This is a genomic window from Kitasatospora sp. NPDC127067 (genome assembly GCF_042724755.1).
GTDB classification, from domain to species: Bacteria; Actinomycetota; Actinomycetes; order Streptomycetales; family Streptomycetaceae; genus Kitasatospora; species Kitasatospora lactacystinica.
In genome coordinates, this window is the sequence record NZ_JBHXEM010000003.1 from 99,412 (window position 1) to 125,361 (window position 25,950).

Below are 25,950 nucleotides of genomic sequence, written 5' to 3' on the forward strand. Positions count from 1 at the left end.
ACTCGTTCGCGTGACCGAACGCAGCGCCCTCGCCCCCGCATCCCGCTCCGAACCGCCCGACCCGGCCAAGCGCCCCCGGGTGCACTACGCCTGGGTGGTGGCCGGCGTCTCCCTGCTCGTCCTGCTCGGCTCGGCCGGCTTCCGCTCCACGCCGAGCCTGATGATGGACGCCCTGCACAACGAGTTCGGCTGGTCGCTCGGGACGATCTCCAGCGCCACCTCCGTCAACCTGACGCTCTACGGCCTCACCGCCCCCTTCGCCGCCGCCCTGATGGACCGGTTCGGGGTGCGCCTGGTGGTGGTCTGCGCGCTGCTGACCATCTCGGTCGGCTCCGGGCTGACCATGCTGATGCGCGAGCCCTGGCAACTGGTGCTCTGCTGGGGCGTGCTGGTCGGCCTCGGCAGCGGCTCGATGGCCGGAGCCTTCGCCACCACCATCACCGGGCGCTGGTTCCGGGCCCGCCAGGGCCTGGTCACCGGGGTGCTGACGGCCGCCGGAGCGGCGGGGAACCTGGTCTTCCTGCCGATCGGCGCCTGGCTGGTCGAGCAGCACGGCTGGCGTTCGGCCGTGGTCGTGGTCTCGCTCGCCGCCAGCGCCGTCGCCGTCCCGGTGCTGCTGCTGATGCGCGAGCGCCCCGCCGACCTCGGCCTGCTCCCGTACGGTGCGACCGAGGCCCCGGCCGCGACGGTCACCGACGGCCGCGCCCTGGCCCGCTCGCTGCGGGTGCTGCGGAACGCCGCGCGCGTCCGGGCGTTCTGGCTGCTGGCCGGCTCCTTCGCGATCTGCGGCGCCACCACCGCCGGCCTGGTCGGCACCCACTTCATCCCGGCCGCGCACGACCACGGCATGCCGGTCACCACCGCCGCGAGCCTGCTCGCGCTGATCGGCGTGTTCGACGTGCTCGGCACCGTCTTCAGCGGCTGGCTCACCGACCGGGTCGACTCCCGGGTGCTGCTGACGGTCTACTACGGGCTGCGCGGCCTGTCCCTGCTCCTGCTGCCGCAGCTGCTGGCCGGATCGCTCCAGCCGCCGATCCTCGCCTTCGTGATCTTCTACGGCCTGGACTGGGTGGCCACCGTGCCGCCGACCGTCGCGCTGTGCCGCCGGCACTTCGGCGAGGACGCCCCGATCGTCTTCGGCTGGGTGCTCGCCGCCCACCAGATCGGCGCGGCCGTCGTCGCCGGGCTGGCGGGCCTGGCCCGTGACGCCCTCGGCAACTACGACCTCACCTGGTACGGCGCCGGCGCGCTGTGCGCGGTCGCGGTCGGGCTCTGCCTGGCGCTGCGCGGCGGGCGGGCCGACCGGGCGGTGCCGGCCCTCCCGTGACGGGCGGTCCGCGCGCCCGGGGCGGCGCCGGACCTCCCGGTAGGACCGTCGTACCGGACGTCTAGGCTCCGCTCCATGGCGCTCACCTTCACCCTGGACCCCGAGCTCGACCCCGATCTGCGGACGGAGATCGTCCGGCTGTGGGCCGACGTCACCAACGCCGGCGGGGCGGTCGGCTTCGTGGCGCCGGTCACCGAGGAGGAGGTCCGGGACACCGCCGAACGCCAGTTCGCCGGGGTCGGACCGGACGGCCCGGACCGGTTGCTCGTCGCGCACGAGAGCGCGACGGGCCGGCTGGTCGGCGTGCTGTTCTTCGAGTCGATGCGCTTCGACCTCATGGAGCACTGGCGGATGCTCAAGCGGGTCATGGTGCACCCCGACTTCCAGGGCCTGGGCCACGGCGCCCGACTGCTCGCCGAGGCCGAGCGGGCGGCCCGGGAGTGGGGCCTGGAGTCGCTGCGGCTCACCGCGCGCGGCGGCCTCGGGCTGGAGCGGTTCTACGCCCGCAGCGGCTACCGGGAGGTCGGCCGGGTGCCGGCCGCGATCCGGGTCGCCCCAGGGGACGACCGGGACGACATCACCCTCTGGCTCGACCTGCGCTGACGACCGCCCGCCGGGCCGCGGGCCGGATCGGGTGCCCCGTGCCCCGCTCCGGCCGTCAGGCATGCTTGACTGGAGAACCCGCCCCAGCGCAACGAAGAAGGACGTGTCGAGTGACCAGCAACGGCCCGGAGAAGTCGCACGCCACGCTCCGCTACACCTCGCTGCGGGTCAGCATCTTCCTCGGCTGCCTGCTGGTGGCCCTGCTGCTCGGACACTTCGGCGTCATCCCGGTCAGCGGTGAGGCCGGCATGATCTTCCTGTTCCTGCTGGCCGCGATCGCCTCCGCGCCGCTCAGCTACGCGCTGCTGAGCAGGCAGCGCGACGAGATGTCCACGCAGATCAGCAGCAAGGTCTCCGGGATGCGCAGCCGTACCGCCGACCGGATCGCCGCGCAGAACGCCGAGGAGGACGCCGCCGACGACGCCGCCCGCTCGGCCACCGCCGGCCAGAACTGACCCGGGCCCGGCCCCGGAGCGCAGCCGCCGTGCCCGCCACCCGAGACTCCGAGCCGTCCGAGCCGCCCGTCGGGCAGCCGTCCGCCGAGGGGGCGTCCGTCGAGACGGCGTCCGCCGGGCAACCGTCCTCCGAGGGGGCGCTCGGCACCTGGCCGGCCCCCGTCCGCCGCCCCACCGGGCGGGACGTGGCGCGGCTCGCCGGGGTCTCCCAGGCCACCGTCTCCCTGGTCTTCTCCGGCGCCGAGGCCGGCCGGCGGGTCTCCGAGGCCACCCGGGAGCGGGTCCGGGAGGCCGCCCGCAGCCTCGGCTACCGCCCGCAGGCGGCCGGGCGGCAGCTGCGGCTCGGCCGCAGCGGGATGATCCTGCTGGCCGTGCCGAACCTCCAGGGTCCGTTCTTCGGCCGGGTGCTGGAGGGCGTCCACGAGGAGGCCGGCCGCAACGGCCTGGCCGTCGTGGTCAGCTCCGGCTGGGGCAGCGCCACCCTGGCCGAGGCCGCCACCGCCGGCCGCTTCGACGGCCTGCTGATCTGCTCCCCGGACGACAGCCAGCTCGGTGAGCTGCCCGTCGACACCCCCGCCGTCTTCCTGGACGCCGACCCCGGCACCGACCGGGCGCGTCCGACCGTCGAGCTCGACGTGGCCGGCGGGATGCGTGCCGCGGTCGAGCACCTGGCCGCGCTCGGCCACCGCCGGATCGGCCGGCTGCGCTCCAGCCACTCCGCCTACACCTTCCGGGTCCGGCAGGCCGCCTTCGAGCAGGCCGTCCGTGAACTCGACCTGGACGTCGTGGAGTTGGGCGTGAGTCTGAATGACGGCCACCGGGCCGCGCGGACCGTCGCGGGCCGGCTGCTGGAGCGGGCGGACCGGCCGCGGGCGGTGATCTGCGACGACGACGTGGTCGCCTCCGGCGTCTACCAGGCCGCCGCCGAGCGGGGGCTGCGGGTGCCGGAGGACCTGTCGGTGGTCGGCATGGACAATGTCGCGGTGGCCGCGCTGCTCGCCCCGCCGCTGACCACCGTCGACCTGCCGGGCGAGGAGCTGGGCCGGGCGGGCGCGGCCGCGCTGGCGGCCCTGCTGCGCGGGGAGCGGGTGGCGCCGGTCGCTCCGCTGGCCACCTCGCTGGTGCTGCGCTCCTCCACGGCGCCGGCCGGTACGGCCCCGACCGGGCGGTGACGGCCCGTCACCGGTCACAGGACTGCGCCCGTCGGCCAGACCACCGGCGGGCGCAGTCGTTCGTGGGGGTGGGTCAGCCCACCGGGACGGGCCGGGCGGCCGGGGCGAGCGGCACCGGGTGGAACCAGCGCCGGGCGCCGAACAGCACCAGCCCGCCGAGTGCGATCCCGCCCACCGCACACAGCGCCACCGGGCGCAGCGAGTCCTCGGCGAGCTTGCCGGAGACGGCGTAGCCGAGCGAGTTGCCGGTGGCGAACAGCGTCACCAGCCAGGCGAAGGCCTCGGTGACGGTGCCGGTCGGCGCCAGTTCGGCGACCAGGACGAACGCCGCCGCCAGCAGCGGGGCCAGCATGACCCCGGAGAGGAAGGCCAGCGCGGCCATCGGGTACGGCCCGGGCAGGGTGACCAGCGGCAGGTAGGAGGCGGCCATCGCGAGGGCCATCACCCAGGTGCGGGTGGCCGTGGTCTGCCGCCAGGTGACCGCGCCGTAGGCGAGCGCGCCGAGCAGGCCGCCGAGCGCGGCCAGTGCCAGCAGGGTGCCTCCGCCGCCGGGCAGCGTACCGACGTGCTGTTCGGCGTAGGCGATGAACAGCACGTTCTGCGCGCCGACCGCCCAGCCGGCCCCGGCCAGTCCGACCAGCAGCAGCACCAGTCCGGGGGAGCGCAGCGGCCCGAGCAGTCCGGCGGACCGTTCCTGCGCCGGGGCGCGCCAGGCCCGGGCGGGCCCGGCGGTGGCGACGATCAGTGCGCCGGCCAGTCCGAGCCCGGCGGCCACCCAGAGTGCGGCGACCGGGCTGAACAGCCCGGAGATGGTGGCGACGGCCAGCGGACCGGCCACGTAGAGGATCTGCTGGGCGGCCGAGTCGAAGGCGTACGCGGTGTCGAGCTGCTTCTCCTCGACCACGTCCGGCCAGAGCGAGCGCAGGCAGGGCTCCAGCGGGGGCATGGCGAGGCCGGCGATCGCGGCCCCGATCGGCGCACCGAGCGCGGAGCCGGGGGCGAGGGCGAGCAGCGCGTACCCGCCGCCGGCCACCACGGCGGAGGCGAGCAGGACGCGCGGCTGTCCGGTGCGGTCCACGATCCGGCCGAGCACCGGGCCGCCGACGGCGGCGGCGATCGCGTAGGCGGAGGTGGCCAGTCCGACCCGGCCGTACGTCACCCCGGCGTCGCGCAGGGCGAGGGCGATGACGAGGGCGGTCATGCCGGCGGGCAGGCGGCCGAGCAGGGTGCCGAGCAGCAGGCGGGTGACGTGCGGGGCACGGAGCAGGGCGAGGTAGCCCATCGGCCGTCCTCTCCGGTTGGGCAGGCAGGGGCAGGGACGCCGTCAAAGTTATACGTATAACTGCTCGGCGGTCAATCGGGTCGCCGAGCAGGCCTGATGGGGCGTCAGCTTCGTTCGTGTCCGGAGTTCGGGTTGGAGGCGGGCCTCGGGCGGCGTGTGCGCTGCGTGACCTCAAACAAGTACTTTGAACATCTCAAACCTTTACTGCTAACGTATCGGCCATGACAGCCTCAGACGCACTGCGGATGCACGGCCCGGGCCCCCTGCCCGGCGCCGCCCGCCCGTGTGCTCTGACCGGTGCTGTGGACAGCCCGCGCCGTTGTCGCGCCATGCGCTGTGCTGCCCTGAGCTGTACCGCGGCGGCACGCCCCTGACCGGGGGCCCGACCCCTCCCGTCCGGCCCCGCGCCGTGCCGCCCGCTCCGCCCCCACCTCACCGTCAGCAACGCCCTCCCCCGGAGACGCTCCCCCATGTCCACAGCGCCCGAGGCGACCTCGTCGCCGTCCGTGCTCGCCCGCATCCGCAAGACGCCCTTCTGGGTGCAGATCGTCGCCGGCCTCGTGCTCGGCGTCGGCCTCGGCTACCTGGCCCGCGCCGCCGACATCTCCTGGCTGGCCACCACCCTGGAGACCATCGGCAAGATCTTCGTCCAGCTGCTCAAGCTGGCCGTCCCGCCGCTGGTGTTCACCGCGATCGTGGTGAGCGTCGCCAACCTGCGCAACGTCACCAACGCGGCCCGCCTGGCCACCCGCACGCTGCTCTGGTTCATGATCACCTCGCTGATCTCGGTCGGCATCGGCATCGGCCTGGGTCTGCTGACCAACCCGGGCGAGGGCACCAACCTGAAGACCGAGGGCCTCAAGGCGCTCGACTCCAAGGGCACCTGGATCGACTTCCTGACCGGGATCTTCCCGACCAACATCGTCGACTCCTTCACCAAGGTGAACGTGCTCCAGATCGTCTTCCTGGCGGTCGTGGTCGGCGCGGCGATCCTCAAGCTCGGCGCCAAGGCCGAGCCGGTCCTCAAGCTCAGCGAGTCCGTGCTGGAGCTGACCCAGACCGCGCTGTGGTGGGTCATCCGGCTCTCCCCGCTCGGCACCCTCGGCCTGATCGGCAAGTCCGTCGCCAAGTACGGCTGGGACCTGCTGAAGCCCTTCGCCACGCTGACCCTGGACATCTACCTCGGCTGCGCGCTGGTGCTGTTCGTCGTCTACTCGCTGGTGCTGCGCTTCGCCGCCGGGCTCAACCCGCTGCACTTCTTCAAGGGCGCCTGGCCCGCGATCCAGCTGGCCTTCGTCTCCCGCTCCTCGGTCGGCACCCTGCCGGTCACCCGCCGCGTCACCGAGCGCCTCGGCGTTCCGAGCGAGTACGCGTCCTTCTCCGTGCCGTTCGGCGCCACCACCAAGATGGACGGCTGCGCCTCGATCTACCCGGCCGTCGCCGCGATCTTCGTCGCCCAGGTCTTCAACATCGAGCTGGGCATCAAGGACTACATCCTGATCGCCTTCGTCTCGGTGGTCGGCTCGGCCGCCACCGCGGGCCTCACCGGCGCGATCATCATGCTGACGCTGACCCTGTCCACGCTGGGCCTGCCGCTGGAGGGCGTCGGCCTGCTGCTCGCCATCGACCCGATCCTGGACATGATGCGCACCGCGACCAACGTCGCCGGCCAGGTCGTCGTGCCGATCGTGGTCGCCGCCCGGGAGAGGATCCTGGACGTCGCCGCGTACAACAACCCGTCCGGGGACCTGTACGACGAGGCCCCGGAGCCGGCCGTCGCCGCAGGCCAGGGCGGCGCGGCCCCGGTCGCGGCCTGAGGCGGAACGTGCGGTCGAACGCCAGAGGGGACGTTCGACCGGCATGACGGAAAGGGCCCTCTCCCGGTGACGGGAGAGGGCCCTTTCCGCATTCCTTCGCTCCGTGCCCGAACTTCCGCTCCGGGACGGGCTTTCGAAAAGGCAGGGGGCCCGCCGACCGGCGGGCCCCCTTGGGTACTGCTCTTGTGCTCATGGTGGCGGCTGTCGGGAGCCGCCGGCGGACCCGTACGGGTCCCGAGCGATCAGAACATCAGAGGATGGTCAGACAGCGGTGACGTTCTCCGCCTGCGGGCCCTTCGGGCCCTGGGTGACGTCGAAGGTGACCGTCTGGTTCTCCTCCAGCGAACGGAAGCCGTTCGCGTTGATGGCGGAGTAGTGAACGAAGACGTCGGGGCCGCCGCCATCCTGGGCGATGAAGCCGAAGCCCTTCTCAGCGTTGAACCACTTGACGGTTCCCTGAGCCATGCCGTTCTCCTTGCGATGCGTGTCGGGGGCCACACCGTGTGACACCCGGTCCGCTGCGCTGATCGCCCTGCCTCCGGACGTGTCCGAAATTTTTCGATATTGCTGAAAAACTACAAAAAGCCTGCGGTTACATGCTCCGCAGGCTTCAAGTACTGCAAGGGGAATCAAACTGCAACTGAGGGCAACGCTAGCATGCGGCCGCTGTGACGACCAGAGGTCACTTGCGGCGTGGAAGGCGCGTGTCGTAAGGGCCGGAGCGGGCGTGGAAAGGAGCGTCGACGCCGCGTCGACGGTGCGTCGACAGCGCGGGAGGGCGTGTCGGACGGCCGGTGCGATCCGCCGCGAACAGCAGGCATACGCTGCGGGGAAGCACGAACAGCAAGGGAGCGGCGCAGTGGCAGCACCGGAGGCACGGACACCGGACGCGCGGACGCGGGAGCCCCAGGAGAACACACCGGTCAGGCCCCGGGTCGGCCACATTCAGTTCCTGAACTGCGTACCCCTCTACTGGGGACTCGCCAGGACCGGCAACCTGCTCGATCTGGACCTCACCAAGGACACCCCGGAGAAGCTGAGCGACCAGCTCGTCGACGGCACCCTGGACATCGGCCCGATCACCTGCGTGGAGTACCTGCGCAACGCGGACGACCTGCTGGTCCTGCCGGACATCGCGGTCGGCAGCGACGGCCCGGTGATGTCCTGCCTGATCGTGAGCAAGGTGCCGCTCGCCGACCTCGACGGCCGCCGGGTCGCCCTCGGCTCCACCAGCCGCACCTCCGTACGGCTCGCCCGGCTGCTCCTGGAGGAGCGCGAGGGCGTGCGCCCGGACTACTTCAGCTGCCCGCCGGACCTCAGCGCGATGCTCGCCGAGGCCGACGCCGCCGTCCTGATCGGCGACCCGGCCCTGCGCGCCTACCTCGGGCAGGCCGCCGACCTCGGGCTGACCGTCCACGACCTCGGTGAGATGTGGAAGGAGTGGACCGGCCTGCCCTTCGTCTTCGCGGTCTGGGCGGTGCGGCGCGAGTTCGCCGAGCGCGCCCCGGAACTGACCGCCGCGGTGCACCGGGCCTTCCTGGAGTCCCGCGACCTGTCGCTGGTGGAGGCCGGCAAGGTCGCCGAACAGGCCGCCCGCTGGGAGGCCTTCGGGGCGGACGTACTGGAGCGGTACTTCAGCGAGGCGCTCGACTTCTCGCTCGGCGAGCGGCAGCTGGCCGGCGTCACCGAGTTCGCCCGGCGGGTCGCGCACGACAGCGGGTTCGCCCCCGACGTCGCGGTGCGGCTGCTGGAGCCGGCGGCGTTGCCGCTGGGGATGCAGCAGGGGCTGTAGGGGGAGGCAGGGGATGTAGGGGCGCCGTCCGGCTGCGGGTTCCCGCACCTGTTCCCGGGCCCCTGCCCGTCTTCGTACGACCGGCGCCGCCGCGCGGGCGGAAGGGTGAAGACAGGCCCGAGGGCCGGGCGGAGCACCGCCCGGCCCGGTACGGTCTGCACCCGAGGCGCGTCCGATGGGCGGTCGGCGGAGCGCGCGTGCGAGGCGAGGGGAGCGTGCGGGATGCGGGCACTGGGGTCGGACGATCCGCGCCAGGTGGGCGGCTACCGGCTGCTGCGGCGGCTCGGCTCGGGCGGAATGGGCCGGGTCTACCTCGGCCGGACGGCCGGCGGGCGCACCGTCGCCGTCAAGGTGGTGCGGTCGGAGCTCACCGACGACGCCGAGTTCCGCGCCCGCTTCCGCCAGGAGGTCGCCGCCGCCCGCCGGGTCGGCGGCGCCTGGACCGCGCCCGTGCTGGACGCCGACACCGAGGGCGCACGCCCCTGGGTCGCCACCGGCTACGTGGCGGGCCCCGCGCTCGGCGACGCCGTCCGGACGTACGGGCCGCTGCCCGAGCCGGCCGTGCGCTCGCTCGGCGTCGGGCTCGCCGAGGCCCTGGCCCACGTCCACGGCCTCGGCCTGGTGCACCGGGACGTCAAACCGTCCAACGTGCTGCTCACCCTGGACGGACCGCGGCTGATCGACTTCGGGATCGCCCGGGCCCTGGACGCCGCGGGCGGCCTCACCCGTTCCGGTTATGTGGTCGGGTCGCCCGGCTTCATGTCACCCGAACAGGCGAACGGGCAGGCGGTCGGGCCGGCCGGGGACGTCTTCTCGCTCGGCGCCGTCCTCGCCTTCGCCGCCACCGGCGTCCACCCCTTCGGCGAAGGGGTCAGCGCGGCCGTACTGCTCTACCGGGTGCTGCACGAGGAGCCGGACGTGGCCGGGCTGCCCGAGCCGCTGCGCGGGATCGTCCTCGGCTGCCTGGCCAAGGACCCGGCCGCCCGGCCCGCCCCGCGGCAGCTGCGCGCCCGGCTGGACCCGGACGGCACGGCCGCCGCCCGGCTGGCGCAGGGCGGCTGGCTGCCGGGGGAGCTGGCGGCGGGGGTGGGACGCAGCGCGGTGGAGCTGCTGGACCTGGACCTGGACCTGGACGGGGAGACGGGGGAGCCGGGGGAGGCGGGGAAAGCAGGGGAAGCGGTTCCGGGCGGGGTGGGCGCGGACACGGGTGCCTCCGGTGCCTCGGCCGAGGCGGTGCGGACACCGACCTTCGTGTCCGCGGGCGGGCCGCAGGGCGCGGGGGAGCACCCGCCGCTGAGCGGGGCCGTCCGGGACGGGACCGCGCAGGGGGCGCGGCCGCGGCGGGCCCGGAACGCGGCGGCGGTCGCGGCGGTGCTCGTGCTGCTCGGGGGCGGCGGGTACGGGTTGTACGGGTGGCTGCACCGGGCCGAACCGGCGGTGTCGGGGCCCACGGCGGCGCCGCTGCCGGAAGCGTCCGCCGACCCGGGCCGGGCCGTCCCGCCGAGCGGCGCCGTCACCTCCGGGTCCACCTCGGCCTCCGGCGCTCCGGGGAGCGCGACGGCGTCCGCCCCGGGTGCGGTGCCGCCCGGGACGGGCGGGCCGAGCGTGGTTCCCGCCGCCTTCCTGGGCACCTGGAGCGGGGACATGGTCACCGACAAGGGGCTGCCCGGCGGGACCACCACGCTCACCGTCCGTCCGTCGGCGATCGGCCAGGAGAGCACCACCAGCCGCAACGCCGTCTCCGGGCTGCTCTCGATCAGCTGCGAGGGCGCCTGGACCCTCAAGTCGGCCTCCGCCACCAGGCTGGTGTTCCAGTCCCGACTGGTCCGCTCCTCGATCCCCGGCGCCTGCACCGGCGGTTCCAACGCGGAGACGCTCACCCTGCAGTCCGACGGGACGATCCGTTTCGCCTCCGCCGACCCGCCGGCCGGGAACCCGGCCGGCACGATGCGCAGGGCCGACGGGGCCGACGGGGCCGGCGGGGCTGGTGGGGCTGGCGGCTGAGGGTTGCGGCGGGGACCGGCCGGGGCGTGGTCCGGTCGTGTTCCCGGCGTGGTCCGGTCGCGGTACAGGGGTGGCCCGGACGCGGCCCGGGGCGGCCCGAGCGCAGTTCAGCGGGCTGACGCGGGCGGCGGAATGTGCTGGCGTAGGCTGGTTCGGCCGTACCCGAGTAGCACTTGAGAGAGAGAAGGCCGCCAGGTGACCGAGCTCGCAGCGACCACCCTCGATGCGTCCAGCACCGACCTGAAGGCCGTGCTCGACCGCGCCACCGCCGGTGACCGGATCACCCCGGAGGAGGCGCTGGAGCTCTACCGCTCGGCGCCGCTGCACGCGCTCGGCTCCGCCGCCGACGCGGTGCGCCGCCGTCGCTACGCGGGTACCGAGCACATCGCGACGTACATCATCGAGCGCAACATCAACTACACCAACGTCTGCGTGACGGCGTGCAAGTTCTGCGCCTTCTACGTGCCGCCGAAGAGCGACAAGGGCTGGTCCCGCGAGCTCGACGAGATCCTGCGCCGCTGCGCCGAGACGGTCGAGCTCGGCGGCACCCAGATCATGTTCCAGGGCGGCCACCACCCGGACTACGGCGTGGAGTACTACGAGCGGGCGTTCTCGGCGATCAAGGCCGACTTCCCGCAGCTGGTGATCCACTCGCTGGGCGCCTCCGAGGTCGAGCACATGGCGCGGATCTCGGGCGTCTCCGTCGAGGAGGCCATCACCCGGATCCACAAGGCCGGCCTGGACTCCTTCGCCGGCGCCGGCGCCGAGCTGCTGCCGGAGCGGCCGCGCAAGGCGATCGCCCCGCTGAAGGAGTCCGGCGAGCGCTGGCTGGAGATCATGGAGATCGCCCACGGCCTCGGCGTGGAGTCCACCTCCACCATGCTGATGGGCACCGGCGAGACCAACGCCGAGCGGATCGAGCACCTGCGGATGATCCGCGACGTGCAGGACCGCACCGGCGGCTTCCGGGCCTTCATCCCGTACACCTACCAGCCGCAGAACAACCACCTGAAGGGTTCGACCCAGGCCACCGTCTTCGAGTACCTGCGGATGATCGCGATCGCCCGCCTGTTCCTCGACAACGTCGCCCACATCCAGGGCTCCTGGCTCACCACCGGCAAGGAGGCCGGCCAGCTGTCGCTGCACTACGGTGCGGACGACCTCGGGTCCGTCATGCTGGAGGAGAACGTCGTCTCGGCGGCGGGTGCCAAGCACCGCTCCAACCTCACCGAGTTGATCCACCTCATCCGGGCCGCCGACCGCGTCCCGGCGCAGCGCTCGACCACCTACGAGCACCTGCGGGTGCTGGACGACCCGGCGAACGACCCGGTCGACCCGCGCGTCGCCTCGCACATCGCCTCCACGGCGATCGAGGGCGGCACCGCGCACCCCGAGCTGAAGATCCTGGACAACTGAGTCCCCTTCTCCTCCTGGCCCCTCCTCCTGGCCCTTCCCGTGCCGGTGTCGTTGATGCCGGTGTCCCTGTCCCTGTTGCCGTTGCCGTTGCCGTTGCCGCTGGCGTTGGCATGGCCGCCGGCGTTGCTGTCGAAGTCGAAGGCGCTGTTGTGCTGACTCTGCACCGGGCGGCGTTCGTGCTGCCCGACCCGGCCGATCCCACCGCCCCGTCCATCGCCGACGGGGCGGTGGTGGTGCGTGGCGAGCTGGTGGAGGCGGTCGGGCCGTACGGGGAGCTGGCGGCAGCCCACCCGGGCGCGCGGGTACGGGACTGGGGCGCGGCCGTGCTCACCCCCGGGCTGCGCAATCCGTACGGGCACCGGCTGCTGGAACGGGCGTACCACCCCGATCCCCGGGAGGAGGTCGGCGTCGAGCCGGTGGCGGACGGCCTGGCCGGGTCCACGGACGAGGCGCGGTGCGGGGCCAGCGCACGGCGGGGGCTGCAGCGGATGCTCGGGTACGGGGTGACGGCGGTGGCCGGGCCCTTCGAGCGGGCCTCGGTGCGGACGGCGGTGGCGCGGTCGGGGGTCGTGGGACTGCCCGGGGCGTCCGCTTCCGCCGGTTCGCCTGCTTCTGCCGGTCCTGCCGGTCCTGCCGGTTCGTCAGGAGGGCCGGGCGACGAGGGCGCGGGGTCGCTGGACCCGCTGGCCGCCCTGCCGCTCGCGGAGGCCGTGTACGGGCGGGTGGCGGCCGGGCGGCGGGCGGACTTCGCGGTGTTCGCGGTCGCAGGGGGCGGGATCGGGGGCGGGGGGGCGGAAGCCGTGTCGGGTGCGGACGTGGGCGCTGGTACGGGTGCGGGCGCGGCGGCAGGCGCGGAGCCGGCGGCGGGTGGGTGCCTGGCCACGGTGCTGGGCGGGCGGTTGGTGTACCGCCGACGGTGAGACGGTCGTCACGGCGGGTGTGACGTACTCGTCAGTAGCCGGATTTCCTTGTGGCGAACGGGACTTCCTTCGTGTGCACCCGAACTCCGGTGCCGGTGCCGGAGAGTGATTGTCCCTTCATCGTGACCTGAGGGCCCGCCAGCGGATACGATCCCGGACAGCTCACTCCGTACCCTCACCACACCACTGCCCGCGCCCGCGGGCGGCGGGGCCGTGTCCCCGGCCCCGAAGGCAAGCCAGGACAGGAACCATGCAAACCGCGACCGTTCCCCCGCCGCGCACCCCGCGGATGGGCCGTGGTTGGTACCTCGCCGCCGTGCTCAGCGCCGTGCTGGCCGTCGGCATGTGCCTGCTCGGTTGGCGCCAGGCCGACCAGGCCGACCGGATCGAGGCGCACCCGGTGAGAGTCGAGGGGGTCGTCACCCAGCTCCCGACCGGCGGCGGCACCTACAGCGCCGTCAGCTACCGGGCCGGCGGGGAGCCGCACACCGCGGCCGCGCTGCCGCTCTCGGACAGCGCCAAGCTCGGCGACAGGATCTGCCTGGAGCACGCCGCCGACGACCCGGGCGCGGTGCGGATCTGCGGCGACACCTACCCGCAGCCCGTCGGCGTGGGCCTGGCCCGGTTCAGCGTGCCGGTGGCCGTCGTGCTCTTCGTCATCTGCGTGCTGCGCATCCGACGGCATCACAAGGCCCTCGCGCTCCGCGGTGGGCAGGGGAAGCTGGCCGCCAACCTCGCACTGGCGACGGGGGCGCTGGCGGACGGGATGCCCGCGATAACGCACGGCAAGCGGTCGCGTCGGCGGCGCCGCGCTGGCGGGCGGCGCGCTCAGCACTGACCGGCCGTGCCCGGTACGGGTGGGACGCGCCCGGTACGGGTGGGCGGCTGCTCGACGTCGGGCGCGGGCCGGGGTTCGGCCGGGTTCGGCTCCGGGCTCGGCTCCGGATCGGTGTGCCCCGTTGGTCGGGGCGTCCGTGCGAGGGTGAACAATGGGGGCGTGACCCGAGCCTCTCTGGACAAGCAGCCGCACGAAGTCGCCGCCATGTTCGACGACGTCGCGGCCAAGTACGACCGCACCAACGACGTGCTCTCCCTCGGCCAGGCCCGCGCCTGGCGCCGGGCGGTGGCCGAGACGGTGGCCGCCGGGCCGGGGGACCTCGTGCTCGACCTCGGGGCCGGCACCGGCACCTCCTCGCTGCCCTTCGCCGAGGCCGGGGCCGAGGTCGTCCCGTGCGACTTCTCGGTCGGCATGCTCGCCGAGGGCAAGCGCCGCCACCCCGAGCTGGCGCTCACCGCCGGCGACGCCACCCGGCTGCCGTTCGCGGACGACACCTTCGACTCGGTGACGATCTCCTTCGCGCTGCGCAACGTCCAGGACACCGACGCGGGGCTGCGCGAGATGCTGCGGGTCACCAAGCCCGGCGGCAAGCTGGTGATCTGCGAGTTCTCCACCCCGACCTGGACGCCGTTCCGGACGGTCTACACCGAGTACCTGATGCGCGCGCTGCCGCCGGTGGCCACCGCCGTCAGCAGCAACCCGGACGCGTACGTCTACCTCGCCGAGTCCATCCGGGCCTGGCCGGACCAGCCCGGGCTGGCCACCAGGCTCCAGGACAACGGCTGGTCGAAGGTCGCCTGGCGGAACCTGACCGGCGGGATCGTCGCGCTGCACCGGGCCTACAAGATCGCGTAGCCGGCCCCGACCGATCCGGCCCCGACCGATCCGGGCCCGGGTGTCACGGCTCCGGGGTGCCGCGGCTCGATCGGTGCGGCGCGGGACCGCGGCTCGGGTCCGGCGGTCGGGGGCGGGGGCGCATCCGGTGACGTGAGCGGAACTAGACTGCCGGAGACAGAGCCGCCGTCCCCCAGCCGCAGTTCCAGGAGTGTGTCCACGTGTCCGAGACCGCAGCCGATCTGACGAAGCCGGACAGCCCCGTGGAGAGCACGGCCGACGTCATCGTGGTCGGCGCGGGCCCGGCCGGCTCCACCACCGCGTACTACCTGGCCCAGGCCGGGCTGGACGTGCTGCTGCTGGAGAAGACCGCCTTCCCGCGCGAGAAGGTGTGCGGCGACGGCCTGACCCCGCGCGCCACCAAGCAGCTGGTGGACATGGGCATCGACGTCTCCACCGAGAACGGCTGGCTGCACAACAAGGGCCTGCGCATCATCGGCGGCGGTGTCCGGCTGGAGCTGGACTGGCCCGAGCTGTCCTCCTTCCCCGACTACGGCCTGGTGCGCAAGCGCGCCGACTTCGACGAGCTGCTCGCCCGTCAGGCCGAGAAGGCCGGCGCGCGGCTCTTCGAGCGCTGCAACGTCAGCGGGCCGGTCCTGGACGAGCGCACCGGCCGGATCGTCGGCGTCACCGCCAAGCTCGGCGACGAGAAGCGGCCGGTCACCTTCCGGGCCCCGCTGGTTGTCGCCGCCGACGGCAACTCCACCCGGCTCTCCCTCGCCATGGGTCTGCACCGGCGCGAGGACCGCCCGATGGGCGTCGCCTACCGCACCTACTTCACCTCGCCGCGCCACGACGACGACTACCTGGAGTCCTGGCTGGAGCTGTGGGACACCCGCGGCAGCGAGCGCAAGCTGCTGCCCGGGTACGGCTGGGTCTTCGGCATGGGCGACGGCACCTCCAACGTCGGCCTCGGCATCCTCAACTCCTCGCCGGCCTTCGGCGAGCTGGACTGGCGCGAGGTGCTCAAGGCCTGGTGCGCCGGCATGCCGGAGGAGTGGGGCTACACCCCCGAGAACATGACCGAGCCGATCCGCGGCGCCGCACTGCCGATGGCCTTCAACCGGCAGCCGCACTACACCCGCGGCCTGCTGCTGGTCGGCGACGCGGGCGGCATGGTCAACCCCTTCAACGGCGAGGGCATCGCCTACGCGATGGAATCCGGCCAGATCGCCGCCGGGGTCATCGTGCAGGCCCTCGCCCGGGTCACCGACGGCGGCCGCGAGCGCGCCCTCCAGGCCTACCCGCGCATCCTCAAGGACGTGTACGGCGGCTACTACACGCTGGGCCGCGCCTTCGTGAAGCTCATCGGCAACCCCAAGGTGATGCAGATCGCCACCCAGCGCGGCCTCACCCACCCGATGCTGATGCGCTTCACCCTCAAGCTGCTCGCCAACCTCACCGACCCGCAGGGCGGCGACGCGATGGACCGTGTGATCAACGGCCTCGCCAGGGTCGCTCCGAACGCCTGACCCGGATCGGGTGTCCGACCCGGTCGGGCGCCTGGTCCTGTCCGGCGCCGGGTTCGGTCGGGCGCCTGGTCCTGTTCGGCGCCGGGTTCGGTCGGGCGCCTGGTCCTGTTCGGCACCTGGTCCCGTTCGGCGCCCGGTCCGGTCGGGTGTCTGGCCCGTCCGGGCCAGGAGGAGGCCTGACCCGAGGGGACGGCGCGCCTCTGACGGGGGCGTCGCCTATGCCTCGTCGACCGCCGGGGGTTCCTCCGGCGCCCGCCGGGAGGCGGTGGAGCGCTGTTCGACGTAGGCGAGGCGCTCGGAGAAGACCCGGGCCGCGTCGGGGGTGAGGGTCCTCAGGGCGACGAGGGCGGAGAAGACGACGTCGCAGAGCTCGTGCTGGACGTCCTCCCAGGTGTGGGTGACCCCCTTGCGCGGGTTCTGGCCGGTGGCACCGACCACCGCCGCACCGACCTCGCCGATCTCCTCGGAGAGCTTGAGGATCCGCAGCAGTCGCTCCTCCTGGGGCGACTGCGTGCTCTGCTCGTCAAGCCATGCGACCAGGTGGTCGACGCTCTCCCAGATCCGGCTGTCCATGCGGTGCTGCTCCTGCTCCCGTTGCGGTGTCGTTGGTGCTGCCACCGTACGGGAGCGGGGAGCGGGGGACGGCGGGTGGCGGGTGGCGGGCCGGGGCTGTCCGGCCCGCCCGGTCAGCGGGCGCTGATCTTCACGTTGCGGATGTTCACCGGGAGCGTGGGGAAGCCGTCGCCCGGGTTGTTCTGGTCGTCCTCGCCGCCGGCGGCGATCTTCTGGAGCACGTCCAGGCCGGCGGTGATCCGGCCGAAGGGCGTGTAGGCGGGGGAGAGCTTGGTGTCCTTCCAGACGAAGAAGAACTGGCTGCCGTTGGTGTTCGGACCGGCGTTGGCCATGGCCACGGTTCCGGCCGGGTAGGTGGCGCCGGTCAGGTTCTCGTCCGGGAAGGAGTAGCCCGGACCGCCGCTGCCCGTGCCGGTCGGGTCGCCGCACTGGAGGACGTAGATCCGCTGGGTGGTGAGGCGGTGGCAGTGGCTGCGGTCGAAGTAGTCGTGCTCGGCGAGGAACCGGAACGAGAAGGTGGTGCAGGGCGCCTTGTCGGTCAGCGCCTCGAAGGTGATCTGGCCCTGGCTGGTCCGCAGTGTCGCGCGGTAGGGCTTCGCCGCCTTCTTGGCGTCGAACACCGGGATGCCCTTGAAGTTGTCGGCCGGGACGGCCGGTGTGTAGGTGCAGCCGGCGGTGGGGGTGCCGGCCGCGGGGGCGTCCGCGACGGCGGTGCCGGTGCTCGCCACGAGCGGGAGGACGGTGGCGGCGGCGACCAGCGCCCAGTGCGTGCGCTTCACGTGACGGACCTTCCGGGGAGTGGTGGACGGCAGGGTTGTCATGGGTGCATCATCCACGGCCGGATGGGGATGCGGTAGGGGTTGGGGCGGCCGTGGCTCCTCGGACGGCAGTGGTGTGATGGCTTGTCAGTTCTGTTCCGTGGTGGTCGTGATGGTTGCGGTGGTGGTGAAGAGCCCGGCGCGTGCGGCCAGGGCCGCGGCGTCGGCGGCCCGCTCGGCGGTGCGGGCGTCCAGGGGCTCGCCGGAGACGAACAGGCGATAGTAGAGCGGTGCGGTGGCGGCCCGGATCACCTCGGCGCCGTCCGTCCCCGTGGGGAGCTCGCCCCGGGCCACGGCCCGTTCGGCCACATCGGCGGCCTGGCGGTGCCGGGCCGCGAAGAAGGCGCGGAGGGCGGCCGCGCCGGCGTCCGAGCGCTGGGCGGCGGAGATCAGCGCTATCGGTGTGGGGCCGAGCACCGGGTCGGTGAAGACGCTGAACACCTCCTGGGTGATCCGGCGGAGGTCCTGTTGGAGCTCTCCGGTGTCGGGCAGGGGCCAGGGCTGGTCGGCGGAGGCGGTCAGGGCGTCGGCGACCAGGCCGTCCACTCCGCCCCAGCGTCGGTAGAGGGTCGCCTTGTGGGCGCCGGAGCGGGTGGCGACCGCCTCGACGGTGAGGTCGTCGTACCCCTTCTCGGTGACTTCGGCGAGCGTCGCGGCGACCACCTCCGCCCGGACCCGGGCGCTGCGGCCGCCCGGGCGCGGGGTGGGGGTGCGGGGTTCCGGCGCGGGGTGGGTGGCCTCAGTCAAAGTCGACTCCGGTCGCGTCAGGGATTGCTGTGGCGTGACGGTCGCGCCGTGGTCATCGTAATGCGACTCAAGTTGCATTACGAGCAGAGTCTGCCCGCCCGCCGTGGCCACCTGCTCGTCGCCCGACCCATCGGTGCCCGCGCGGGGCATTGATCATCGGCGGCCCGGTGCGCGAGGATGGCGCACCTTCGCTCCACGCTCCACCTCGTCCGCCGCCGGGCTCTCCGCCCGGCTTTTGGGTCCGTCCGACGCCGTACGGTACTCGCGCCCGCCGGTTCCGTCCGTTCGGAGGGATCTTTCGCATGTCAGCCTCCTTGTCCGACCTGCCCGAGGGTTCGTCCTCGTCGGTCCTTCGTGATCTTCCGGTCCTGCTCGTGGCCGTGGTGTGGGGATCGAGCTTCCTCGCCGTCCAGCGCGTGGCCGAGCCCGGGACGGTCGTGGCGATGCTCGTGCTGCGGTTCGGGCTGGTGCTGCCGCTGCTCGGGATGGTCGCCTGGCGCGCCCTACGGAGGCTGAGCCGCGCCGAGTGGCTCGGCGGTGCCGCACTGGGGCTGGTGCTCAGCGGGATCTTCCTGCTGGAGACCTACGGAGCCGTGCACACCTCCGCGACCAACGCCGGACTGATCATCAGCCTCGCCATGGTGCTCACCCCGCTCGGCGAGAGCGCCCTCGGCCGGACCGCACCACCGAAGGCCTTCCTCGCGGCCGCCGGGCTGGCCGTCCTTGGTGTCGCCCTGCTCACCGGCGACGGCGGGCTGCGCCCTCCGACGCTCGGAGATCTGCTGGTGCTGGGCGCCGCCCTCGTCCGCTCGGCGTACGTCCTCGCGATGGCCCGCACCCGAGCCGTCCGCGACACCGACATGCTCGCCGTCACCTGGGTCCAACTCGCCGTGGCCACCGGGGTGTTCTCCGTCGTCGCGCTGTCGGTCGGCCCTGCGCCGTGGACGGTCGCCCGTTCGTACGGAGCCGGCCAGTGGGCCTGGCTGCTGCATCTGTCCTTGTTCTGCACTCTGTTCGCCTTCTTCGTTCAGATGTGGGCCGTGCGGGCCACGTCGCCTTCGCGGGTGAGCCTGTTGCTCGGCACCGAGCCGTTGTGGGCCGCCGTCTTCGGGATCACCCTGGCCGGGAACCGGATGGGCCCGCTCGCCCTGCTCGGCGGAGCCCTGGTGCTGGTCGCGACGGAGTGGGGTCGGCGCACGGCCCCCGCGCCGGCCCCCGCGCCGGCCCTGATCCGGAACGAGGACGAGGGCGAGGACGAGGGCGCGAGCGAGGGCGCGAGCGGGAGGGATGCGGTGGGGCCGAGCGCGGAGCCGGCCCAGGTGTGACCGGCCGCCCTCGTCACCGGTGCCGCCACATCGTCCGGCGGGCGTAGTCGAGGGTGACCGCACCGAGCAGCGGGCCCCAGGCGACCAGGGGCAGGTAGGCGAGCGTCATCACCACGCCGGCGAGACCGTGCGGAGAATCCGGTTCGGCCAGGTTGCGGGCCCAACCGCCGAGGAGTGCGCTCGTACCGAGAGAGGTGAGGATCACCGAGCCCAGCAACGCCGGGACGATCGCGGCGAGTGGCCGGACCCGACGGCCGCCCAGCAGCGGTATCCACCGGGGTGCCACCAGCCCCCAGGGCCGGACCAGGCCCAGGGTCAGGAAGGCCAGCGACTCGGCCAGGGCGCTCAGCGCCACGCAGTAGAGCGTGCCCCAGCCCGGCTGGTGCTCGGCGTACCCGGCGAGCGTCGCGCCGCTGAAGCCGACCGGGACGCCGAAGCCGAAGGCGATCCGCCACAGCCCCGAGGGGACGGTGGTCAGGACGGCGGCCTTGGCGGCGAGCCGGGCCCAGCGCGGTGCGGGCGGGACGTCCGGGGCGGCCGCCGCGGCCCGGTGGGCAGTGCCGCGGGCGTTGATCACGAGCTTCGACATGGTGGTGGACTCCCTTCGGCTCCGGCCTCCGTGGCCGGTGCGACGACTCAAGACTGGAGCCCCGCCAGGGGTTCGCGGCAGATGCCGATCGGGCTGTTCCTCCTGCTCAACCCGCCTTTGAAATATGCCGATCGGCACAGGCGCGACGCATGGGCGGCGTCGTAATGTGACGGCAGTCGAGGAGTCGAGGGAGGTGGTGACGATGACTCAGATCCTTTCCGGGGTCGTCCTGGTACTGGTGCCGATCGTCTGGTCGGTGCGGCGGCGGTACGGGGCGGCGGCCGTGACCATGGCGCTCGGGGCGGCGTCGGTCGCGGTCACGGCCGCCGTCTGGTTCCTCGGCCGCTGGGCGGAGGGGCAGCGCTGGGCCGGGCTGCTGGGCCTGGTGGAGCTGGCCGTCCTGCTGCTGTCGGTGGTCGTCGGCCTGCGCGCCGAGGACGGCCCGTGGTGTGCGGCGGCCGCCTGGACGGCCTGCGGAGCGGTCGCCCTCTGGCCGTCCCGGTTCGTGTTCATCGAGGGGCCCGCGGACACGCTCACGCTCTTCGGGTTCGGATCGATGCTCTCGCTGCCGGCCGTGCTTATCGGGCTCTACCTGCGGGGCCTGGACGAGGTGCGCAACAAGGCGGTGGCCGAGGCCAGGCGGGCACAGCGGCTGGAGCTGGCCCACGACCTGCACGACTTCGTGGCGCACGATGTCAGCGGCATGGTCGCCCAGGCCCAGGCGGGGGCCTACCTGGCCGGGATCGATCCGGCCCGGGCGGCGGAGATGTTCCAGCGAATAGAGCAGGCCGGGCAGCGGGCACTGGCCTCGCTGGACCGGACGGTACAGCTGCTGCGCAGCGAGGAGGGCGGAGGCCGTGGTCCGCAGCCCGGACTCGCCGAACTCGCCGAGGTGGCCGAGCGGTTCACCGCGACGGGTGGAGCCGAGGTCCGTCTGGAGCTGCCGGAGGAGCCGGTGCCGCGCGAGGTGGAGGGCACCGTCCACCGGATCGTGGTCGAGTCCCTGACCAATGTCCGGCGGCATGCTCCGGCCGCGCGGGAGATCGAGATCCGGGCCCGCCGCAGCGGCGGGCGGCTGGAGCTGACGGTGACCAACGACGGTCGGTCGCCGGGTCCGGCAGGGCGGCCGCGCCGGGGCGGCGGCAGCGGCCTGCCGGGCTTGGCGGCCCGGGTCGAGGCCCTCGGAGGTTCGCTGGAAGCCGGCCCGCACGAGCGGGAGGCCTGGCGGGTGACGGCGGTGCTGCCACTGGAGGTGGCCGGTGCGGGGCCGGCGAGTGCGTAGGAGCCGAGGCGGGACGGGGAGCGGGGAGGTACGGAGATGGGCAGCGGCACAGGGCCGATTCGGATCCTGATCGCGGACGACCAGGCGGACGTGCGCAGTGCGTTCCGGATGATCCTGGACGTTCAGCCGGACATGGTGGTGGTGGCGGAGGCGGCAGACGGTGCCGCTGCGGTGCAGGAGGCCAGGAGGCTGCGGCCGGATGTGGTGCTCGCGGACATCCGGATGCCGAAGCTCGACGGTCTGGAGGTCACACGGCAGCTGGCCGACCAGTGCAAGGTGATCGTGGTGACCACCTTCGACCTGGACGAGTACGTGCACACGGCACTGCGGCACGGGGCGGCCGGATTCCTGCTGAAGCGGTCGGGGCCGGTGCTGCTGATCGAGGCGGTCCGGGCGGCGATGGCGGGGGACGCGTTGATCAGCCCGCAGATCACCGTCCGGCTCCTGCGGCACATGGCACTCCCGGGTGCGGAGCCGGTGCCCGGGCGGGGCGGCGCCAAGGCGGCCGCGGTGGCTCCGCAGTCGACGGCCGGCCCGACGGAGGAACTGACCACGAGGGAAAGGGAGATCGCCGAGCTGGTGGCGGACGGCGCGACCAACGCCGAGATCGGCGCGGGGCTGTTCATCTCGCCGGGGACGGTGAAGAACCACCTCGCCAATATCCAGCGCAAGATCGGAGCCCGTAACCGGGTGGGCATCGCGGCCTGGATCTGGGAGCAGGCGGCGGGCCGCCAGTAGCCGGCCCCAGCCCGGGGCGAGCGCCCGGGGCAGTCCGCACCCCGCCTGCCCCCACCCCCACCCCCCTGCCCCACCCTGTCCTGCGCGCCTCCCCCTGCGCGCTCTCCCCTGCGGGCCTCCACCGGGCACCCCCGCCTGCGCGCCTCCCCCTGCGCGCCTCCCCCTGCGCGCCCTCCCCTGCGGGCCTCCACCGGGTACCCCCGCCTGCGCGCCCCGGCCCGCTCGAAATGCCGGCCTGAGGCGGGCCTGTCCGAGGCGACACGGAGGCGACACCGAGGCGACACGGAGGCGGCACGTGGAGGTGCCCGGTGGAGGAATCGGGCGGCTGGGGGAGCGGCAGGGGAACCCCGTTCAACGACAAGCTCGCGCGCTTGTGAACGAAGGGTCAAGCGAGCGTTCGGACCCCCGCCACCCCTGCGAGTGAGCCTCTATAACACGTCAACATGACGCCTGGAAATTTGCTCGGTCCGACGCATAGTTGATATAGGAACACGCCCCTGACCTGCCGCTTCACAAGTAAATGCGACTGCTTGTGATCATTTGACTGCTTTGCGTCGACAAATCTGGGCATGTTCATATTCGACCCCATTCGAAGGGTGTCGTAGATCACAAAGGTGACCGTGAACTGCGTGTCGCAGATCACAAGCCGACGGGCATAGGATGCGCTCGTTCCAGGCTTTGTGAACTGCCTCACATGAGGTGGATCTCGGGAACTGGAACGCGGGTTCACCTCTGTGTGACCCGCCGGTTCCGATCTGCAGTCAAGGACGACTGGACGGAGGGAGCGGGGGCTATGAATGCCTACGCGCCGATCCTCGTACTCGGTGCCATCGCGGCGGCGTTCGCGGTCGGCTCCGTCGTGATGGCCTCACTCACCGGCCCCAAGCGCTACAACCGGGCCAAGTTGGAGGCGTACGAGTGCGGCATCGAGCCGACACCGCAGCCCGTGGGCGGCGGTCGGTTCCCGATCAAGTACTACCTGACGGCGATGCTCTTCATCGTCTTCGACATCGAGATCGTCTTCCTCTACCCCTGGGCGGTGACCTTCGACGCCCTGGGGATCTTCGGGCTGGTCGAGATGCTCCTGTTCATCGCCACCGTCTTCGTCGCGTACGCCTACGTGTGGCGGCGCGGCGGCCTGGAGTGGGACTGAGCGCGGGGTGGTCCGAGCGCGGGGTGGTGACCCCACCCGTCCGCCGGCTGCGCGCCCGCTTGTGAACGAGCGGACAAGCCAGAACCGGCCCACGTATCAGCGGACTCGAGGGCATTGAGAGGGATCTGATGGGAATCGAGGAGAAGCTGCCGAGCGGCTTTCTGCTCACGACGGTGGAGACGGCCGCCGGCTGGGTGCGCAAGGCGTCACTCTTCCCGGCCACCTTCGGTCTGGCCTGCTGCGCGATCGAGATGATGACCACCGGGGCGGGCCGCTACGACCTGGCCCGGTTCGGCATGGAGGTCTTCCGGGGCTCCCCCCGGCAGGCCGATCTGATGATCGTGGCGGGGCGGGTGAGTCAGAAGATGGCCCCGGTGCTGCGCCAGGTGTACGACCAGATGCCCAACCCCAAGTGGGTCATCTCGATGGGTGTCTGCGCCTCGTCCGGCGGGATGTTCAACAACTACGCGATCGTCCAGGGCGTCGACCACATCGTGCCGGTGGACATCTACCTGCCCGGCTGTCCGCCCCGTCCGGAGATGCTGATGGACGCCATCCTGAAGCTGCACGACAAGATCCAGCACGAGCCGCTGGGCGTGAACAGGCGCCGGGCCGAGGAGCTCGGTGAGGCGCTCGCCCTGAAGGCCACCCCGATCAGCGAGATGCGGGGGCAGCTGCGATGAACGACCAGGTACCCGAGACCCGCCGCGAGCAGCCGGTCCGCGAGATCCCGGTCGAGGTGGTCGGCCGCCGCCAGGGCATGTTCGGTGCCACGGGCAGCGGCGACACCTCCGGCTTCGGCGGTCTGGCCGCCCCGATCGTGCTGCCCGGTCCGAGCGAACGCCCGTACGGCGGCTGGTTCGACGAGGTCGCCGACGAGCTGGAGGGCGCCCTGGAGGAGCAGGGCCTGGACCCGGTCGAGGTGATCGAGAGGACCGTGGTCGACCGCGGCGAGCTCACCTTCCACATCGACCGCGACCACCTGCTGGGGACCGCCCGCATCCTCCGCGACGACCCGGCGCTGCGCTTCGAGCTGTGCCTGGGCGTGAGCGGCGTGCACTACCCCGGCGACAAGGGCCGCGAGCTGCACGCGGTCTACCACCTGCGCTCGATCACCCACGGCCGGCTGATCCGGCTGGAAGTCACCGCACCCGACGCCGACCCGCGCATCCCCTCCGTGGTGAGCGTCTACCCGACCAACGACTGGCACGAGCGCGAGGCCTACGACTTCTTCGGCCTGGTCTTCGAGGGCCACCCCGCGCTCACCCGGATCATGATGCCGGACGACTGGCTGGGCCACCCGCAGCGCAAGGACTACCCGCTCGGCGGCATCCCCGTCGAGTACAAGGGCGCCCAGATCCCGGCTCCCGACCAGCGGAGGTCGTACAGCTGATGAACACCCAGCACTTTGGAGAGACCGAGGAAGCGGACGCCCGCGATACCACCGAGGGTCGGGTCTTCACCGTCACCGGCGGTGACTGGGGCGAGGTGGTCGAGGCGGTCGGCCGGGCCGACGACGAGCGCATCATCGTCAACATGGGCCCCCAGCACCCGTCCACCCACGGCGTGCTGCGGCTGATCCTGGAGATCGACGGCGAGACGGTGAAGGAGGCCCGCTGCGGCATCGGCTACCTCCACACCGGCATCGAGAAGAACATGGAGTTCCGCAGCTGGGTCCAGGGCACCACCTTCGTGACCCGCATGGACTACCTGACCCCGCTGTTCAACGAGACCGCCTACTGCCTGGCGGTCGAGAAGCTGCTCGGCATCACCGGCGACGTCCCGGACCGCGCCAGCGTCATCCGCGTGATGATGATGGAGCTCAACCGGATCGCCTCGCACCTGGTCTGCCTGGCCACCGGCGGCATGGAGATCGGCTCCACCACCCTGATGATCTACGGCTTCCGGGACCGCGAGCTGATCCTGGACGTCTTCGAGCTGGTCACCGGTCTGCGCATGAACCACGCGTACGTGCGCCCCGGCGGTCTCGCCCAGGACCTGCCGCCCGGCGCCGTCGACCAGATCCGCGAGGCGGTCAAGGTCTTCCGCTCCCGGATGCACGAGTACGACAAACTCGCCACCGGCAACCCGGTGTTCAAGGCCCGCCTGGTCGACGTCGGCTTCCTGGACCTGCCCGGCTGTCTGGCCCTCGGCGCCACCGGCCCGATCCTGCGCGCCACCGGCCTGCCGCACGACCTGCGCAAGACCGACCCGTACTGCGGCTACCAGGACTACGACTTCGAGGTCGCGATCGCCGACAGCGCCGACTCCTACGGCCGCTTCCTGATCCGCCTGGAGGAGATGAAGCAGTCGCTGCGGATCGTCGAGCAGTGCCTGGACCGGCTGCGTCCGGGCCCGGTCATGGTGGCCGACAAGAAGATCGCCTGGCCCGCCCAACTGGCCGTCGGCCCGGACGGGCTGGGCAACTCCCTCGACCACATCCGCAAGATCATGGGCACCTCGATGGAGGCCCTGATCCACCACTTCAAGCTGGTCACCGAGGGCTTCCGGGTCCCGGTCGGCCAGGCGTACGTGGCGGTCGAGTCGCCCAAGGGCGAGCTGGGCGTGCACGTGGTCAGCGACGGCGGGACGCGCCCGTACCGGGTCCATTTCCGGGATCCGTCGTTCACCAATCTGCAGACGATGGCGGCGATGTGCGAGGGCGGCCAGGTGGCCGACGTGATCGTCGCGGTGGCCGGGATCGACCCGGTGATGGGAGGCGTGGACCGGTGA

The 25,950-nt window shown here is 72.8% G+C and carries 25 protein-coding genes; 19 read left to right on the forward strand and 6 right to left on the reverse strand.

What is annotated here, in order from left to right:
* The first annotated feature begins 10 nt into the window (after positions 1-10).
* The 4 genes from ACFWJ4_RS02325 (at position 11) to ACFWJ4_RS02340 (ending at position 3,557) form a co-directional block, all read left to right on the forward strand.
* Positions 11-1,327, forward strand: coding sequence for an MFS transporter (locus ACFWJ4_RS02325; RefSeq protein WP_380538402.1), 1,317 nt, complete (start codon positions 11-13; stop codon positions 1,325-1,327).
* A 75-nt stretch (positions 1,328-1,402) separates the two neighbouring features.
* Complete coding sequence (locus ACFWJ4_RS02330) at positions 1,403-1,930, forward strand: GNAT family N-acetyltransferase (protein WP_380538404.1); 528 nt, start codon at positions 1,403-1,405, stop codon at positions 1,928-1,930.
* A gap of 110 nt (positions 1,931-2,040) precedes the next feature.
* Positions 2,041-2,385 carry a DUF4229 domain-containing protein gene (locus ACFWJ4_RS02335; protein WP_380538406.1) on the forward strand — a complete coding sequence of 115 codons (345 nt, stop codon included), beginning with the start codon at positions 2,041-2,043 and terminating at the stop codon, positions 2,383-2,385.
* 29 nt (positions 2,386-2,414) lie between these two features.
* Positions 2,415-3,557: a LacI family DNA-binding transcriptional regulator gene (locus ACFWJ4_RS02340; RefSeq protein WP_380538408.1), complete on the forward strand. Its 1,143-nt coding sequence runs from the start codon at positions 2,415-2,417 to the stop codon at positions 3,555-3,557.
* Between the two features lie 73 nt (positions 3,558-3,630).
* Here the strand turns inward: ACFWJ4_RS02340 and ACFWJ4_RS02345 are convergent, their stop codons facing one another.
* Entirely contained in the window at positions 3,631-4,839 is a 1,209-nt protein-coding gene (locus tag ACFWJ4_RS02345; RefSeq protein WP_380538410.1) for an MFS transporter, read from the reverse strand.
* A 470-nt stretch (positions 4,840-5,309) separates the two neighbouring features.
* On the opposite strand from ACFWJ4_RS02345, the gene ACFWJ4_RS02350 reads away from it, so the two are divergent.
* On the forward strand, positions 5,310-6,656 hold the full coding sequence (locus ACFWJ4_RS02350; RefSeq protein WP_380538412.1) for a dicarboxylate/amino acid:cation symporter: 1,347 nt from the start codon (positions 5,310-5,312) through the stop codon (positions 6,654-6,656).
* Between the two features lie 261 nt (positions 6,657-6,917).
* Here the strand turns inward: ACFWJ4_RS02350 and ACFWJ4_RS02355 are convergent, their stop codons facing one another.
* Entirely contained in the window at positions 6,918-7,121 is a 204-nt protein-coding gene (locus ACFWJ4_RS02355) for a cold-shock protein (RefSeq protein ID WP_188301247.1), read from the reverse strand.
* A 394-nt stretch (positions 7,122-7,515) separates the two neighbouring features.
* Here ACFWJ4_RS02355 and ACFWJ4_RS02360 point away from each other — a divergent pair, with 394 nt between their 5' ends.
* The 7 genes from ACFWJ4_RS02360 to ACFWJ4_RS02390 all read left to right on the forward strand — a co-directional run bounded on the left by ACFWJ4_RS02360 (position 7,516) and on the right by ACFWJ4_RS02390 (position 15,992).
* On the forward strand, positions 7,516-8,448 hold the full coding sequence (locus ACFWJ4_RS02360; RefSeq protein ID WP_380538414.1) for a menaquinone biosynthetic enzyme MqnA/MqnD family protein: 933 nt from the start codon (positions 7,516-7,518) through the stop codon (positions 8,446-8,448).
* 222 nt (positions 8,449-8,670) lie between these two features.
* The gene (locus ACFWJ4_RS02365; protein ID WP_380538416.1) at positions 8,671-10,452 is read left to right on the forward strand and encodes a protein kinase; all 1,782 of its coding nucleotides are present in this window, start codon (positions 8,671-8,673) and stop codon (positions 10,450-10,452) included.
* 195 nt (positions 10,453-10,647) lie between these two features.
* Positions 10,648-11,868, forward strand: coding sequence for a cyclic dehypoxanthinyl futalosine synthase (gene mqnC, locus ACFWJ4_RS02370; protein ID WP_359902223.1), 1,221 nt, complete (start codon positions 10,648-10,650; stop codon positions 11,866-11,868).
* Between the two features lie 149 nt (positions 11,869-12,017).
* Complete coding sequence (locus ACFWJ4_RS02375) at positions 12,018-12,788, forward strand: hypothetical protein (RefSeq protein WP_380538418.1); 771 nt, start codon at positions 12,018-12,020, stop codon at positions 12,786-12,788.
* Positions 12,789-13,038: 250 nt separating this feature from the next.
* Entirely contained in the window at positions 13,039-13,626 is a 588-nt protein-coding gene (locus ACFWJ4_RS02380) for a hypothetical protein (RefSeq protein ID WP_359902229.1), read from the forward strand.
* Positions 13,627-13,785: 159 nt separating this feature from the next.
* Complete coding sequence (locus tag ACFWJ4_RS02385) at positions 13,786-14,481, forward strand: demethylmenaquinone methyltransferase (RefSeq protein ID WP_359902232.1); 696 nt, start codon at positions 13,786-13,788, stop codon at positions 14,479-14,481.
* 200 nt (positions 14,482-14,681) lie between these two features.
* Positions 14,682-15,992 (forward strand): geranylgeranyl reductase family protein, encoded by a 1,311-nt coding sequence (locus tag ACFWJ4_RS02390; RefSeq protein ID WP_380538420.1) that lies wholly within the window; start codon positions 14,682-14,684, stop codon positions 15,990-15,992.
* A 216-nt stretch (positions 15,993-16,208) separates the two neighbouring features.
* Here ACFWJ4_RS02390 and ACFWJ4_RS02395 read toward each other — a convergent pair whose 3' ends face one another.
* The 3 genes from ACFWJ4_RS02395 to ACFWJ4_RS02405 form a co-directional block, all read right to left on the reverse strand.
* Entirely contained in the window at positions 16,209-16,565 is a 357-nt protein-coding gene (locus ACFWJ4_RS02395; protein ID WP_380538422.1) for a MazG-like family protein, read from the reverse strand.
* Between the two features lie 113 nt (positions 16,566-16,678).
* Positions 16,679-17,386, reverse strand: a complete 708-nt coding sequence (locus tag ACFWJ4_RS02400) for a peptidylprolyl isomerase (protein ID WP_380538424.1) — start codon at positions 17,384-17,386, stop codon at positions 16,679-16,681.
* An 84-nt stretch (positions 17,387-17,470) separates the two neighbouring features.
* Entirely contained in the window at positions 17,471-18,130 is a 660-nt protein-coding gene (locus tag ACFWJ4_RS02405) for a TetR/AcrR family transcriptional regulator (RefSeq protein WP_380538426.1), read from the reverse strand.
* 302 nt (positions 18,131-18,432) lie between these two features.
* On the opposite strand from ACFWJ4_RS02405, the gene ACFWJ4_RS02410 reads away from it, so the two are divergent.
* Complete coding sequence (locus ACFWJ4_RS02410; RefSeq protein WP_380538428.1) at positions 18,433-19,455, forward strand: DMT family transporter; 1,023 nt, start codon at positions 18,433-18,435, stop codon at positions 19,453-19,455.
* Positions 19,456-19,468: 13 nt separating this feature from the next.
* On the opposite strand, the gene ACFWJ4_RS02415 is transcribed toward ACFWJ4_RS02410, so the two are convergent.
* Positions 19,469-20,044, reverse strand: coding sequence for a hypothetical protein (locus tag ACFWJ4_RS02415; RefSeq protein ID WP_380538430.1), 576 nt, complete (start codon positions 20,042-20,044; stop codon positions 19,469-19,471).
* Between the two features lie 202 nt (positions 20,045-20,246).
* On the opposite strand from ACFWJ4_RS02415, the gene ACFWJ4_RS02420 reads away from it, so the two are divergent.
* The 6 genes from ACFWJ4_RS02420 to ACFWJ4_RS02445 all read left to right on the forward strand — a co-directional run bounded on the left by ACFWJ4_RS02420 (position 20,247) and on the right by ACFWJ4_RS02445 (position 25,950).
* Complete coding sequence (locus ACFWJ4_RS02420; RefSeq protein ID WP_380538432.1) at positions 20,247-21,326, forward strand: sensor histidine kinase; 1,080 nt, start codon at positions 20,247-20,249, stop codon at positions 21,324-21,326.
* A gap of 36 nt (positions 21,327-21,362) precedes the next feature.
* Positions 21,363-22,064: a response regulator gene (locus ACFWJ4_RS02425; protein WP_380538434.1), complete on the forward strand. Its 702-nt coding sequence runs from the start codon at positions 21,363-21,365 to the stop codon at positions 22,062-22,064.
* Positions 22,065-22,857: 793 nt separating this feature from the next.
* The gene (locus ACFWJ4_RS02430) at positions 22,858-23,217 is read left to right on the forward strand and encodes an NADH-quinone oxidoreductase subunit A (RefSeq protein WP_030060100.1); all 360 of its coding nucleotides are present in this window, start codon (positions 22,858-22,860) and stop codon (positions 23,215-23,217) included.
* 128 nt (positions 23,218-23,345) lie between these two features.
* Positions 23,346-23,900, forward strand: a complete 555-nt coding sequence (locus ACFWJ4_RS02435) for an NADH-quinone oxidoreductase subunit B family protein (protein WP_074005520.1) — start codon at positions 23,346-23,348, stop codon at positions 23,898-23,900.
* On the forward strand, positions 23,897-24,610 hold the full coding sequence (locus ACFWJ4_RS02440; protein ID WP_359902256.1) for an NADH-quinone oxidoreductase subunit C: 714 nt from the start codon (positions 23,897-23,899) through the stop codon (positions 24,608-24,610). The genes ACFWJ4_RS02435 and ACFWJ4_RS02440 overlap by 4 nt, the downstream gene beginning before the upstream one ends.
* Positions 24,610-25,950 carry an NADH-quinone oxidoreductase subunit D gene (locus tag ACFWJ4_RS02445; protein WP_380538436.1) on the forward strand — a complete coding sequence of 447 codons (1,341 nt, stop codon included), beginning with the start codon at positions 24,610-24,612 and terminating at the stop codon, positions 25,948-25,950. Before ACFWJ4_RS02440 ends, ACFWJ4_RS02445 begins: the two co-directional genes overlap by 1 nt.